This is a genomic window from Pigmentiphaga sp. MLSB6-MA01, from assembly GCF_058793475.1.
Genome location: NZ_JBXAFV010000004.1, coordinates 270,068 through 284,235, shown reverse-complemented (window position 1 = coordinate 284,235; position 14,168 = coordinate 270,068). Strand labels below are relative to the sequence as shown.

General features: G+C 68.2%; 11 protein-coding genes and 1 tRNA gene (1 of these 12 cut by a window edge). 3 read left to right on the top strand and 9 right to left on the bottom strand.

What is annotated here, in order from left to right:
- The 7 genes from glyS to miaB form a co-directional block, all read right to left on the bottom strand.
- Positions 1-1,214, bottom strand: the 5' portion of a protein-coding gene (glyS, locus tag AC1Q6E_RS08990; RefSeq protein WP_492572581.1) for a glycine--tRNA ligase subunit beta. Its footprint begins 979 nt before the window's first position; 1,214 of the gene's 2,193 nt are visible here — the first part of the coding sequence; the start codon lies at positions 1,212-1,214; the stop codon falls past the left edge of the window.
- The gene (gene glyQ, locus AC1Q6E_RS08985; RefSeq protein ID WP_296556759.1) at positions 1,215-2,114 is read right to left on the bottom strand and encodes a glycine--tRNA ligase subunit alpha; all 900 of its coding nucleotides are present in this window, start codon (positions 2,112-2,114) and stop codon (positions 1,215-1,217) included.
- A 110-nt stretch (positions 2,115-2,224) separates the two neighbouring features.
- Positions 2,225-3,859 carry an apolipoprotein N-acyltransferase gene (lnt, locus tag AC1Q6E_RS08980; protein ID WP_296556760.1) on the bottom strand — a complete coding sequence of 545 codons (1,635 nt, stop codon included), beginning with the start codon at positions 3,857-3,859 and terminating at the stop codon, positions 2,225-2,227.
- 8 nt (positions 3,860-3,867) lie between these two features.
- Positions 3,868-4,764: a CorC family transporter gene (locus AC1Q6E_RS08975; protein WP_152796085.1), complete on the bottom strand. Its 897-nt coding sequence runs from the start codon at positions 4,762-4,764 to the stop codon at positions 3,868-3,870.
- Positions 4,765-4,792: 28 nt separating this feature from the next.
- Positions 4,793-5,284, bottom strand: coding sequence for an rRNA maturation RNase YbeY (gene ybeY / locus AC1Q6E_RS08970; protein ID WP_152797747.1), 492 nt, complete (start codon positions 5,282-5,284; stop codon positions 4,793-4,795).
- Complete coding sequence (locus tag AC1Q6E_RS08965; protein ID WP_152796086.1) at positions 5,268-6,284, bottom strand: PhoH family protein; 1,017 nt, start codon at positions 6,282-6,284, stop codon at positions 5,268-5,270. The genes ybeY and AC1Q6E_RS08965 overlap by 17 nt, the downstream gene beginning before the upstream one ends.
- A complete protein-coding gene (gene miaB / locus AC1Q6E_RS08960; protein WP_492572580.1) occupies positions 6,281-7,648 on the bottom strand; it encodes a tRNA (N6-isopentenyl adenosine(37)-C2)-methylthiotransferase MiaB in 1,368 nt (455 codons plus the stop codon). Before miaB ends, AC1Q6E_RS08965 begins: the two co-directional genes overlap by 4 nt.
- Positions 7,649-8,027: 379 nt before the next feature.
- Here miaB and AC1Q6E_RS08955 point away from each other — a divergent pair.
- A tRNA-Met gene (locus tag AC1Q6E_RS08955) sits at positions 8,028-8,104 on the top strand.
- Between the two features lie 64 nt (positions 8,105-8,168).
- Here AC1Q6E_RS08955 and AC1Q6E_RS08950 read toward each other — a convergent pair.
- Both AC1Q6E_RS08950 and AC1Q6E_RS08945 read right to left on the bottom strand, forming a co-directional pair.
- Positions 8,169-10,010 carry a sensor histidine kinase gene (locus tag AC1Q6E_RS08950; protein WP_296556762.1) on the bottom strand — a complete coding sequence of 614 codons (1,842 nt, stop codon included), beginning with the start codon at positions 10,008-10,010 and terminating at the stop codon, positions 8,169-8,171.
- The gene (locus AC1Q6E_RS08945; RefSeq protein WP_152796092.1) at positions 10,007-10,675 is read right to left on the bottom strand and encodes a response regulator; all 669 of its coding nucleotides are present in this window, start codon (positions 10,673-10,675) and stop codon (positions 10,007-10,009) included. Before AC1Q6E_RS08945 ends, AC1Q6E_RS08950 begins: the two co-directional genes overlap by 4 nt.
- 195 nt (positions 10,676-10,870) lie before the next feature.
- On the opposite strand from AC1Q6E_RS08945, the gene AC1Q6E_RS08940 reads away from it, so the two are divergent.
- Both AC1Q6E_RS08940 and AC1Q6E_RS08935 read left to right on the top strand, forming a co-directional pair.
- Positions 10,871-13,054: a sulfatase-like hydrolase/transferase gene (locus AC1Q6E_RS08940; RefSeq protein ID WP_492572579.1), complete on the top strand. Its 2,184-nt coding sequence runs from the start codon at positions 10,871-10,873 to the stop codon at positions 13,052-13,054.
- Positions 13,041-14,162: a formylglycine-generating enzyme family protein gene (locus tag AC1Q6E_RS08935; RefSeq protein WP_152796094.1), complete on the top strand. Its 1,122-nt coding sequence runs from the start codon at positions 13,041-13,043 to the stop codon at positions 14,160-14,162. The genes AC1Q6E_RS08940 and AC1Q6E_RS08935 overlap by 14 nt, the downstream gene beginning before the upstream one ends.
- Positions 14,163-14,168: the final 6 nt, after the last annotated feature.

The window sequence follows — 14,168 nt, the reverse complement described above, 5'->3', positions numbered from 1 at the left end:
GGGGTTGCGCGCTCTGCCCTTTGGGGCTTACCCCCCCCCCCCCCCGCCACCCAGCGTGCCAGCGCGCGCACGCGCTGGGCGCGTTCGAGCTGGGTGCCGAGCTTGTTGTGATAGACGATGGCGCCGAGTTGTTCGACCCGGCCGGCCAGCGGTACTTTCTTGTCGGTCTCGAAGAAGAAGCGCGCATCGGCCAGGCGCGGCCGGACGACCCGCTGGTTGCCTTCGACGATGTTGGACGGGTTGGCCAGGGCCATGTTGCTGACGATCAGGAAACGGTGCGTCAGCTTGCCGGTGGCGGCGTCGAACAGCGGGAAGTATTTCTGGTTCAGCCGCATCGTCAGGATCAGGCATTCCTGGGGCACGGCAAGGAATTCGGATTCGAATTCGCCCACGTAGACCGTGGGGTACTCGACCAGCGCGCACACCTCGTCCAGCAGCGAGGCCACGTCGGCTTCGTCGCCCAGCGACGCCTGCAGGCGCGCGGCCTGGTCGCGCAACTGGCGCTCGATGGCGGCGCGGCGCTGCTCGAACGAGGCGATCACGCGGCCCGGCTCGTGGAGCAGCGCTTCATAGGCATCGGCCGAGGGCAGCTCGATCGTCGCCTGCGACTGGAAACGATGGCCGCGCGTGCCGCGGCCGGCACGCAGGCCGAGCGCGGCGATGTCGACCACAGTGTCGCCGTGCAGCGCGACCAGGCCGTGCGCGGGGCGCACGAAGCGGACGGTGGTGACGCCGTCGGCCAGCTGATAGCTCATGACCTTGGGAATGGGCAGCTTGCCCAGCGTGTCTTCCAGCGCCGCCTGCAAGGCGGGCGCCAGCGCCGCGCCCTTGGCGATGCCGCGGTAGACGAGCTGTTCGTTCTTGCCGTCCGACTCGCGCGCGAGTCCGGAGACGTCGACGCCCTCCAGGCCCTTGGCCGCGAGCTTCTTTTGCAGCGCGGGCGTGGGCTGGCCGTTGGCGTCCAGCCCCACGCCCACGGGCATGAGTTTTTCAGAGAATTCGCTGTCGGCTCCCTGCGGCAGCACGGCCGACAGGTGCACGGCCAGCCGTCGCGGCGTGGCATAGGCGGTGGTGGTGCTGCCGTCGGCCAGCAGGCCCCGGCTCTTCAGGCCGGCGGCGATGCCTTCGGCGAAGGCCTGTCCCAGGCGGTTGAGCGCCTTGGGCGGGAGTTCCTCGGTGAACAGTTCCAGCAGGAGGGGTTGAGCGGCCGGCATTTATGCGGCCTCCTTGCGTGCAAGCATGGGAAAGCCCAGTCGTTCTCGTGATTCGTAGTACGCCTGCGCGATGGCGCGCGACAGGTTGCGGATGCGGCCGATGTAGGCGGCGCGCTCGGTGACGCTGATCGCGCCCCGGGCATCGAGCATGTTGAAAGTGTGGGCCGCCTTGAGCACCATCTCGTAGGCCGGCAGCGCCAGCGGCACTTCCACCAGGCGCCTGGCCTGGGCCTCGTAGTCGTTGAAGTGGCGGAACAGGGTCTCGGCCGACGAATGTTCGAAGTTGTAGGTGGATTGCTCGACTTCGTTCTGGTGGTAGACGTCGCCGTAGGTGACGCGCGTGCCGTCGGGCGCTTCGGTCCAGACCAGGTCGTAGACGCTTTCCACGCCCTGCAGGTACATGGCCAGGCGTTCCAGGCCGTAGGTGATCTCGCCCATGATGGGCTTGCAGTCGATGCCGCCGACCTGCTGGAAATAGGTGAACTGCGTCACTTCCATGCCGTTGAGCCAGACCTCCCAGCCCAGGCCCCAGGCGCCCAGCGTGGGGTTTTCCCAGTCGTCCTCGACGAAGCGGATGTCGTGTTCCTGGGGGTCGATGCCCAGCGCCTGCAGCGAGCCGATGTACAGGTCCAGGATGTTCGGGGGCGAGGGCTTGAGCACCACCTGGTATTGGTAGTAGTGCTGCAGGCGGTTGGGGTTCTCGCCGTAGCGGCCGTCCTTGGGGCGGCGCGAGGGCTGTACGTAGGCCGCGCGCCAGGGCTCGGGGCCGAGCGCCCGCAGGAACGTGGCGGTGTGCGACGTGCCGGCACCGACTTCCATGTCGTAGGACTGCAGGAGGGCGCAGCCTTGCTGGCTCCAGTATTCCTGGAGTCGGAGAATGATTTGTTGAAATGTCAGCATGGTGTTGGAGTAGATGCGGCCGAGGGCGGCCTTGCGGCACGGCCAAACCCTGGATTTTAACTGGCCCGGGCGAAATGCGGACGGATGGCGCCTTGGGGCGCTGCGGCGGGTCAGTCCACGCGCCGGATCCGCAGCCAGACCAGCACTGCCAGCAGGGCCGCGACGATGAACAGGATGGGCGTGTTGCCGGTGCGGGCGTAGGGCGTGAGCCCGGTGGTGCCTTGTACTGTCGCGTCCAGCGCGCCGGCGGTGTGCGGCGCCAGTTCGCCCACCACCTGCGCCCGTTCGTCCACCACCGCCGTCATGCCCGTGTTGGTGGCGCGCAGCATGGGGCGGCCGGTTTCGCGCACCCGCATGCGCGACATCTGCAGGTGCTGGGGCAGTGCCAGCGAATTGCCGAACCAGGCCAGGTTGCTGACGTTGGCGAGGATGGTGGCGCCGGGGTCGGTCGGCCCGGGCCGGACCGCGGGCAGCAGTTCCTCGCCGAACACGTCCTCGTAGCAGATGTTCATCGCGATGTACTGGCCGCCGATGTCGAACGGCTTCTGCCGCTCCCTGCCGCGGTCGAAATCGCCCAGCGGCATGACCATCTCGTCCACGAACCAGCGGAAGCCGGGCGGCACGAACTCGCCGAAAGGCACGAGGTGGCGCTTGTCGTAGCGGTGCTCGACGTGGCCGGCGACGAGTCGTTCCGGCGAACTGTGGCCATCCAGCGAGATGACGCTGTTGTAGTAGTAGTCGCGGTCGGGATGGATGTCGCGCATGGCCACGCCCAGCGCGAACGTGCCGCCACGCTGCGCGGCGCTGTCCACCCATTCCTTCCAGGCTTCGGCGCTGAGCTGGTCCTGGAATACCGGTACGGCGGTCTCGGGCAGCAGCGTGAGGGCGATGGGCTTGCCATCGGCCCGCGGCGGTTCGGCCAGGCTGCGGTGGCGGTCCATGCCCTGCCAGATCTGCGTCGGATCGAATTTGTCGGAAAGCGGGATATCGGCCTGTACCAGCCGGACGGTCAGCGGCGAGCCATAGGGGCGTACCCAGTCCCAGGCCGAGCCCGCCATGCCGACGACCAGCGCGGCCAGGGCCGCCGCGGGTGCCCGCCACCCCGGGCGCAGCGCTGCCGCGATGCCGGTGGTGCCGCGTTCGGCCACGGCTCCGGCCGCCCAGACCAGCCCCGAGGCGGTCAGCGCGGCGGTGAAGGCCACGCCGTAGACGCCCAGCAGCGGCGCCCAGCCTTGCAGCGGGCTGTCGACGTGGGCATAGCCGATGTTGAGCCAGGGAAAGCCGGTGAACAGGACGCCGCGCAGCCATTCCGAGCCGGTCCAGGCCGCCGCCATCGCCAGGACGCAGGTCAGCGGCGACGCCAGCCGGGCTGGGCCGTCCGTGGCGGCCGGCCGCTGCGCCAGCCACCATGCCGTGCCGGTGGCCAGCGCCGGATACAGCGAAAGATAGGCCGCCAGGAGGCCCACGCCCATGGCAGCCAGCGGGGCCGCCATGAACGCGTAGACGTGCAGGCTGATATAGATCCAGGACACCCCGACCAGGAACGTGCCGCCGCCGAAGGCCGCGCCGATCCAGATGGCGTGCCGCAGGGTCGCGGCGCGCCAGGTCAGCCAGCTCATGCCGCCGAAGGTGGCCAGTTGCACGACCGGCAGGAACCAGGCGGGGAACGGGGCGGGCGCGAAGGCCAGCCCCTGCAGCATGCCGAGGATCAGCGCGCCGGCCAGCGCGGCATAGGGCGTGGGCACGAGCAGGGTCAGCCTTGGTTGGGAAGCGCGGCCGTCGGCGAGGCGCCGGCGGCCAGGCGGGAGACGCGCAGCCAGAGCGCGCGGCGGGCGTCGGCGCGGATCACGTCGATGCGCAAGTCGTCGCGTTCGATGCGGTCGCCACGCCGGGGGATGCGGCCCAGGGTGCCCGCCATCCAGCCGCCCACGGTGTCGAATTCGTCGTCGTCCAGCGACGAGCCGAAGGTCTCGTTGAAGCGCCGGATGTTGGTCAGCGCCATGACCCGCCAGCGGTTCTTGCCGTCGGGGAAGATGGACTGCTCGACGGCGGCGTCGTCGAACTCGTCCTCGATCTCGCCCACGATCTGCTCCAGCACGTCCTCGATGGTGATCAGGCCGGCGGTGCCGCCGTGCTCGTCGACCACGATGGCGATGTGGTTGCGGTTGCTGCGGAATTCGCGCAGCAGCACGTTCAGCCGCTTGGATTCCGGGATGAAGACCGCCGGCCGCAGCAGCGTGCGCAGGTCGAGCTCGCGGTCGATCATGTAGCGCAGCAGGTCCTTGGCCAGCAGGATGCCGATGACGTTGTCGCGGCTGTCCTCGAACACCGGGAAGCGCGAATGGGCGGTCTCGATGATGGCGGGCAGCAGGGTGTCGATCGGCTGCGAGACCTCCAGCATGTCCATGCGGGAGCGCGGGATCATGATGTCGCCCGCGGTGAGCTCGGAGACCGCCAGCACGCCCTCGATCATGGACAGTGCCTCGGCATCGAGCAGGTCGCGGCTGTAGGCGGCCTCGAGCACGGCCTTGAGGTCCTCGCGATCTTCCGGTTCGCGATGGATCAGCGCCGAAAGCCGTTCGAAGAAGGTTCTGGGTGGGTTTCTGGGCGTACGCGAGGCGTACGCCGGACTAGGGGAGGTGTCTGACATCGTCCAATTGGACAAGTGTTGCAAAAGTTTAGGATACCCGATACGGGTCGGGTATTGCCATCTTTGCCAGGATACGGGTTTCCAGGGCTTCCATGCGCCGGGCGTCGCGGTCGTTCAGATGGTCGTAGCCCAGGGAGTGCAGGACGCCGTGGACCACCAGATGGGCAGCGTGATGCAAAAACGGCTTTTTCTGCGCCCGGGCCTCGGAAACCAGCACCGGCAGGCACAGGACGATGTCGCCGCCCACCACGCCGTCCGGATCCGCGCCGTATTCGAAGGTCAGCACGTTGGTGGCGTAGTCGCGCTGGCGGAAATCGCGGTTCAGCCGCCGGCCTTCGGCGGCGCCCACCAGCCGCAGCGTCAGGGCGGCCCCTGCCACGCCGGCCAGCTCCGGGGCCCGTAGTGCCTGGGCCACCCAGCGCCGCAGCCGCCAGCGCGGCAGCCGGGCCTCCTGCTGCCCGTACTGGACCGCCAGGGACAGCGCCGGCGCGGCGGCGGGCGTGCTAGCGGCCCGGGGCATGCTGGCCATGTTTCTCGTAGGCGTCGACGATGCGCGCCACCAGCGGATGGCGCACGACGTCGCCGCTGGTGAACTGGGTGAACGAGATGCCCTGCACCGAGGCCAGCACCTGCGAGGCGTCCAGCAGGCCGCTGCGCTGGCCCTTGGGCAGGTCCACCTGCGACGGATCGCCGGTGATGACCGCCTTGCTGCCGAAGCCGATGCGGGTCAGGAACATTTTCATCTGCTCGGGCGTGGTGTTCTGCGCCTCGTCCAGGATCACGAAGGCATGGTTCAGCGTGCGTCCGCGCATGTAGGCCAGCGGCGCGATCTCGATGGTCTGTTTCTCGAACAGCTTGGTCACGCGCTCGAAGCCGAGCAGGTCGTACAGCGCGTCGTACAGCGGGCGCAGGTAGGGGTCGACCTTCTGCGTCAGGTCGCCCGGCAGGAAGCCCAGCCGTTCGCCCGCCTCGACCGCGGGCCGCGTCAGCACGATGCGGCGCACCGACTCCCGCTCCAGCGCGTCGACGGCGCAGGCGACCGCCAGATAGGTCTTGCCGGTGCCGGCCGGGCCCATGCCGAATGAAATGTCGTGCGCCAGGATGTTGCGCAGGTAGTCGCGCTGGCGCGGCGTGCGTCCGCGCAGGTCCTGCCGGCGCGGCAGGCGCAGCACGACTTCCGTTTCGCCCGGGGCACCCTGTGGCGGCGTGTCCTCGTCGGTATCGTGGGCGGCGGTCATCGCGCCCAGTTCGACCAGATTCAACTGCAACTGGTCCACCGACAGCGGCTGGTTCGCGTGTTCGTACAGGTATTGCAGCGCCGCCGAGGCCGCGTCGGCGCGCTCGCCTTCGAGCGTGATCCGGTGGCCGCGGCGCGCCAGCTCGACACCGTAGGCGGCCGCCAGTTGGCGCAGGTTCTCGTCCAGCGGGCCGCACAGATTCGACAGCCGGGCGTTGTCGTCGCCCAGCGAGACGACGACTGGCGCGGCGCGGCGGTGGGAAGCGCGGGAGGCGGCCGTCATGCGGGCACGCCCCCGGCCGTCTCGCGCGTCACGACCTCGCCGCGCAGCGTGTGCGACAGCGCCGTGGTGATGCGGATGTCGGCCACCTGGCCGACCAGCCGCGCGGGCGCGGGGAAATTCACGATGCGATTGTTCTCGGTGCGGCCCATCAGTTCGTTGGGATCCTTGCGCGAGGGGCCTTCGACGATGACCCGCTGCGTGGTGCCGACCATGCCTTGGCTGATGGCCGCGGCCTGGTCGTTGATCAGCGCCTGCAGGCGCTGCAGGCGCGCCAGCTTGACGGTTTGCGGCGTATCGTCGGCCAGGTCGGCCGCCGGCGTGCCGGGACGGCGCGAATAGACGAACGAGAACGACGTGTCGAAGCCGACCTCGTCGATCAGCCGCATGGTCTTCTCGAAGTCCTCTTCGGTTTCCCCGGGAAAACCGACGATGAAGTCCGAGGACAGCGACAGGCCGGGCCGGGCGGCGCGCAGCTTGCGCACGATGGACTTGAATTCCAGCGCCGTGTAGCCGCGCTTCATCGCCGCCAGCACGCGGTCGCTGCCGGCCTGCACGGGCAGGTGCAGGAAGGACACCAGCTTGGGCAGCCGCGCGTAGGCCTCGATCAGCCGCTGCGTCATTTCCTTGGGATGCGAGGTCGTGTAGCGGATGCGCTCGATGCCCGGAATGTCGTGTACGTATTCCAGCAACAGCGCGAAATCGGCGATCTCGGTCGAATCGCCCATCCTGCCGCGATAGGCATTGACGTTCTGTCCCAGCAGCGTCACTTCCTTGACGCCCTGGTCCGCCAGGTCGGCGATCTCGGTCAGCACGTCCTCGAACGGGCGCGAGACTTCCTCGCCGCGGGTGTAGGGCACGACGCAGAAGCTGCAATACTTGCTGCAACCTTCCATGATCGACACGAAGGCCGTGGAGCCATCCACGCGGGCCGGCGGCAGATGATCGAATTTCTCGATCTCGGGGAAGCTGATGTCCACCTGCGACACGCCCGAGGCGCGCCGCCTGGCGATCAGCTCGGGCAGCCGGTGCAGCGTCTGCGGACCGAACACCACGTCGACATACGGCGCCCGCGCCACGATGGCATCGCCTTCCTGGCTCGCCACGCAGCCGCCCACGCCTATGACCAGGCCGGGCTTCTCGCGCTTGAGCATCTTCGCGCGGCCAAGATCGGAGAAGACTTTTTCCTGCGCCTTCTCGCGCACCGAACAGGTGTTGAACAGGATGATGTCCGCGTCTTCCGGACGGTCGGTGATTTCCAGCGGCTGGTCGGCGTTCAGGACGTCCACCATCTTGTCCGAGTCGTACTCGTTCATCTGGCAGCCGAAGGTGCGGATGTACAGCTTGCGGGGAGTGGGATGGCTCATGTGGATTGCCGTGACGGGGTTATAGCCCGGGGGCAGAAAGGCGGAACAGGCCATTTTAGCAGAGGGGGCGGGGTTGCCGGCGCGCCACGGGGCAGCGCTGTTCAGGTCTCTGTCAGTCCCTCCGGGCTAGACTGAAATCTCAGATGATTGCTTTGCCGCCAAGGGCGCCGGTGGAATCCGCAGATCCCCAACGCCTGGCAGGGTTGTTGTCCGACACCGATACCGCGCTTCCCCCGCGAGCATATTGAAGCGCGGCATTGTGTGCTCCCTATTGGCCCGACAGTTTACTGTCGGGCCATTTTTTTGGGTGGATGGCGGCGTGGTCCAGGCCGTTTGCGAATTTTTTTTGGTTCTGTATATAATCGCGGTCTTAGCTTTTGGCGCATTAGCTCAGCCGGTTAGAGCGACGGAATCATAATCCGCAGGTCCCCTGTTCGAATCAGGGATGCGCCACCAGAATTCATGCGGCCCGCAGCGATGCGGGCCGTTTTGTTTTCAGCGGCCGATGGCAGCCACGCCCTCACTCCGGCAACCGCGCCGGAAGCACCAGCAACAGCCTCGCGCCATCCTCCTCCATCGTGAACTCCACACGCCCGCCCAGCTCGCGAGCCCGGCGCTGCATGTTGCGCAGCCCGTTCCCCGCGCCGGCCAGGCGTGGCCGGCCCCCATCGTTGGACACCCGCAGCGTCGCCATCCCGTCCCCGGTCGTCCCGCCTTCGATCGACAGCCGGCGCGCCGGGCCGTGCCGGATGGCGTTGGTCACGGCCTCCTGCAGGATGCGCAGCACGGACAGGGCGTTCTGGGGCGTGACGCCGGTCACCGCCGGCAGTTTCTCGGTGGACCAGTGGAATGCGATGCCCAGGCGCCGCAATTGCGGTTCGAGCCGTTCGCGGAAGGCCGCCAGGGCCACGCCCAGGTCGCCGTCGCCCAGGTCCAGGGAGTGGACCACCAGCCGGAGGTCGTCGAGCGCCGCGCGGGCCGCGCGTTCGATGGCCTGGCCGCCTTCCGGGTTGCGCTCGGAAAGAGCGATGATCGCGACGAGGTGGCCGCTCATCCCGTCGTGCAGGTCCCGCATCAGGCGTTGTCGCTCCTGCTCGCGGACCATCTGGTTGGCGTGGACTTTTTCTTTCTCGTGCGCCAGCCCCAGTTCCGCTTCCCGCGTCGCCAGTTTTTGCCGGAGCGTATCGTTGGCGTGGTCCAGGCTGTTGAGGCTGCGGGCCAGCCGGCCCATCAGGATGACCATGATGGCCAGCAGCATCAAGGTGCGGGCGTACGAGGCGAGCAGGAAAGGATCGTCGTAGCGTCCGGTCACCACGAGGACGTCGTGCACGCCGAACCAGGCCGTCAGCACGCAGGGCACCACCATGATGGCGGCATCCCAGTTCCTGTTCTGCGTGAACTGATGCGCCAGGATGCCGGCGGCGACGACATAGGCGGACAGCGTGATGCAGGCGCTCAGGAGCCCGATCACCGGAAAGGGGACCAGCCCGGTCTGCCCCAGGACCAGAAGGAACGCGGGAGCGGCGATGACGGCCGGCAGCAATTGCCTGGGGCGCCGCCGCCCCACGATCGCCAAGGCCATGCCGATCGCCATGAGGCCGACGGCGGACACGAGCGAGATAGACTGGAATTGTTCCAGGGTGCCCAGCGCGGCGTGCGGCGATTGGGTAAGAACGATCAGGATGCTGGTGATCGACATCGCGGCCAGCCATCCGAATACCGGATCGTGCCGGCGCGCGGTCCAGATGCTGGCAATGCCTAGCGTCAGGGCGATGTGCAGGGCGAAGGTCATGGCACGGACTTCCTCGATCAGGAAGTTCGACAACTGGTACGCCGGCATGACCGCGGCGGCCGTCCCCACGCTGACCTGGGAAAGACGGCCCGGCAGCCACCCGATCTTGCGGGTCTGCCGCAGCAGGATTTCGTTGTCGCCGGCCTGGATCGCGCCGTCGGGAATCCGTGCCAGGAAGGAATAACCGCTGGTGGGCGCCGACCAGACGGTGTCCGGCGCCGCGTCGGCTCTGCGGCCGTTGACCCAGGCCTCGACGCGATGGCGCACGGCGGGGATGAACAGGAACATGGACTCGCCGGGCACATCCGGGACGTGGAAGGACAGGCGATAGCTGCCGGTCGTCAGTTCATAGAGTGTCTCGGGCATCCAGTGATGCGGCAGCGAGACCGCCTGTTCCGGGCTTTCTCCTTCCTGAATGAAACGGGCGTCGGTGATTGCCAGGGTGCCCTGCGGCGGGGACGTATCCACGAGGTGGGGCAGTGCGCCGATCGCGGCCGTAATGGCGACCAGGAGAATCCAGGCGATCAGTTTTCCCCACTCGTGCGAGCGGCGCGCGCGTGTTCCCGTCACAGCTTGATGAGCCCGAGTCTCGACGCCTCGAACACGGCCTCGGAACGGTTGGTGGCTTGCAGCTTGCGGTAGATGTTGCGGATGTGGACCGGGACGGTCTGGCGGGAAATGGCAAGCTTGTCGGCCAGCTCGCCATAGGTGAAGCCCTTGGCGATGCCCCACAGGATGTCCATCTCGCGTTCGGTCAGGGAGGGCTTGTCCGCTGCGTTCTCGGTGTTGCTGGCAACCTGCCCCTGCTCGGCCAGGCGGCGAACCAGGACGCGCGCAATGCGCGAGGAAATGGGCGAACGGCCGGCCATGACGTCCCGGATCGCGTCGAGCAGGTCGATGGAGTCGGCGTCCTTGAGCAGGTAGCCGGCCGCGCCCGCTTCGATCGCGTCGAGGACGGAGCGCTCGTCCGCCAGGATGGAAATGACCATGGCTTCGGCCTTGGGCTGCCGCTTGGCCAGGAACCGGATGGCGTCGATGCCGCTGCCGTCCGGCAGGTTGATGTCGGTGATCAGAAGGTCGATCTCGTTGGCCCCGATGGCGATCAGGGTTTCCTCGAGGTTGGCGCAAGCCGCGCACAGGTCCGCTTCGGGCCATTCGCCGATTATGCGGGCGAGGCGCTCGCGGATGGGCCCATCGTCTTCGGTCAGCAGAATCCTGAGCGGACCCGTCGTCATTGCAGATCTCCTGGCCGCACTCCTGCCGCGGCCGTCCCATCGGCCCATGGCGAGTGCGCATTTCTTGAGTGAGCAAGTATCGCAGAGAGCGCCGGGCCGACCATACCATGTACATGGTATTCAACCGGCGCCCCAGGCATGACTAAGATGCGCCCATCGCGGGCGATCGGCTGCGCGAGCCCAGGGGGAATACCAATGAAAACACATATCCAGCGCCTGGTGGCGGTGGGCGCCGCGGCCGCCATGGGGCTGGCCGCCTGCGGCGGCGGGTCGTCCGGCAGCGGGGACGGCCAGGCCGAAGGGCCCGCCGAGAATCCACCCAATATCCTGTTCGTGGTGATGGACGACGTGGGCATCGATCAGATGGCCGCCTTCGGCTATGGCGGCGCCACCGCGCCCAGCATGCCCAACATCGGCGCGGTGGCCGCGGCCGGCGTGCGCTTCCGCAATACCTGGTCGATGCCGGAATGCTCGCCGGGCCGCGCCGCCTTCTTCCTGGGCCGTTATCCGACCCGCACCCGCATCTATCAGGCCATCGGGCCCAACGATCTGGCCAATTCACAGGTGTCGCCATATGAAGTGACGGTGCCCAAGCTGCTCAAGCGGGCCAACTACGAAAGCGCGATGTTCGGCAAGTTCCACCTGGCCGGCCCCGAGAACAACGAGGCCGGCAACGCCACGCCCAGCGTGCTGGGCTGGGATCATTTCCACGGCTGGATCGGCGGGCTGCCGGGGTCGATCGACTCGACGGCCGGCGGCATCGCGACCGAGAAGACCTATGCCTGCGGCTTCGTGCCGGGCAAGGCCGCCGGCGGCACGGACACGGGGGCCTGCTACCAGGCAGACAACAGCTGCACGACGATCAGCCGCACCTCGCCCTCGCAGGATGCGGCCGGCCTGCAATGCCTGTCCGCGGGCGGCATCTTCGTGCCCGACCAGAGCTGCGGCAAGGCGCCCGCCACGCTGAATTTCGAACGCGAGAACGCCTACTACGTCTCGCCGCTGGTGATCATCGACGATGGCAAGGTCACCGAGGTCCCGCTGAGCGATCCGCGTTCGCGCGGCTACCGCACGCGCATCGAGACCGATGCCGCCATCGACTGGATCAAGTCGCGCCCGTCGTCGCGGCCGTGGATGGCCACCGTCAGCTACAGCGCGGCCCACACGCCCTGGCAGCAGCCGCCCCGCGGCTTGGTGCCGGCCAGCGGCAACGCCGTGGCCGACGGCTGGGACTGCAACGGTTCGCTGACCGGCCGCCTCATCCAGGACCAGATGACCGAGGCCATGGACTCCGAGTTCGGCCGCCTGCTGGTGGAAACCGGGCTGGCGCGCCGCGGCGACGACGGCCGGTTGCAGTACGACCCGAAGGCCGCCAACACGGTGATCGTGATCGTCGGCGACAACGGTTCGCTGGGCTCGGCGGTCAAGCTGCCGTTCAGCGGGTCGCAGGCCAAGGGGACGGCCTACCAGACCGGCGTCTGGGATCCGCTCATCATCGCCGGCCCGCAGGTCGCGCAGCCCGACCGCGAAGTCGATCACATGGTCAACATGGTGGATCTGTTCCAGTTCTTCGGCGAGGTGGCGGGCATTGACGCGCACGCGGCGGTGCCGCGCACGATCGACTCGGTGGCCATCCTGCCCTATCTGACCCACCCCGACCAGCCCAGCCTGCGCACCGTCAATTTCACCATCGGCGGCTACAACCAGCAGGCCGATGGCGGACGCAACGGCGCATGCGTGATCAACACGAGTTGCACCCAGATCCCTGTTTCCAAGAGCGTGTGCGAAGACAACCAGGGCACATGGTGGGGCGCGGGCTACGACGATCCCTCGGTGGTTCCCAATGGCGGCGCCGGCTATGGCTCGTGCTGGAGCGTCAACCAGGCGCTCTACAAGGCCGACCGCGACCAGCTCGAAATCCTGCCCGAGATTTCGGCCGCGATCCGCGACGACCGCTACAAGCTGGTCCGCAACACTCGCCAGGCCTACGACAGTGCCAGTGACAGCGGCACCTCGGTCGTTACCGAGGAGCTGTACGAGGTCGACCAGGCCGTACCCACGCCGCTGCTGGACACGCCTGACCGCGACCTGCTGGTGGCCCCGACCGCTGAAGTCAACGCCGCCTACGCCAACCTGCGCGCCAAGCTCGACGAGATGCTCGCCGCCGATCCGGACTGCCCGGGCGACGGCAATCGCGACGGCGTGGTCGATGCCGAGGATCTCTCCAACTGGAGCCGGCTGGCGCGGGACTGGGGCTTGTCCAGCGTCTACGACTTCGTGATCGCCAACGTGCTGGATGGGCGCACGAACGACGCCGACGGCCAGATCGTGCGGAACAACCTGGGCAAGACCTGCCCCAAGAGCCATGGCATCTACTGACCCCAAGAACGGCCGCCGGCGCCTGCTGGCCGGCGGGCTGGCCCTGGCGGCCGCCGGCACCGGCGCCGCCGGCGTCATGGGCTGGCAGGCCTGGCGCAGCCGCCCCGCGCACAAGCCGCGCATCCTGCTTGGCGATGGCGTCAAGACGCCCAAGGACATGGCCTGGGTGGCGGGCGGCGCGTTCCTGATGGGCAGCGATCACAAGCTGGCCTATCCCAACGAGCGTCCGACGCACGAGGTGCGCGTGCCGGGTTTCTGGATGGACGTCACGCACGTCACCAACGACCAGTTCGCGCGCTTCGTCCAGGAAACCGGCTACGTCACCACCGCGGAACAGAAGCCGGACTGGGAAAGCGTGCGCGTGCAACTGCCGCCCGGTACGCCGCGCCCGCCCGCCGATGTGCTGGTGCCGGGGGCCATGGTGTTCGTCGGCACCGATATGCCGGTGCGCCTGGACGATTACTCCCGCTGGTGGCGCTACGTTCCGGGCGCGGACTGGCGCCATCCCCAGGGGCCGGGCAGTTCCATCGAGGGCAAGGGCGGCCACCCGGTGGTCCAGGTCAGCCATCCCGACGCGCTGGCCTATGCCAGGTGGGCGGGCAAGCGCCTGCCCACCGAGGCCGAATGGGAGTTCGCCGCGCGCGGCGGCCTGGAGCAGGCCACCTATGGCTGGGGCGACGAGCCGCTGGTGGACGGCGCGCGCCAGGCCAACTACTGGGACGTGCGCGAGCGCCGTTTCCCCGTGGTCAGCCCGCGCGCGGGCGGGGCGGCCGGCACGGTCGAGGCCGGCACCTTTCCGGCCAATGGCTACGGCCTGCTGGACATGACCGGCAACGCCTGGCAGTGGGTGGCCGACTGGTATCGCGCCGACTACTTCGCGCAGCAGGCCAGGCTGCGGGCCCACCCCATCGACAACCCCCAGGGGCCTGCCGATTCCTATGACCCCGGCGAGCCCGGCGTTCCGCTCGATGCGCCCAAGCGGGTCATCCGCGGCGGCTCGTTCCTGTGCAACGAAGACTACTGCCTGTCGTACCGGCCCAGCGCCCGGCGCGGCTCGGACCCCTACAGCCCCATGTCCCACCTGGGATTCCGGCTGGTCAGGACTTGAAAGGGA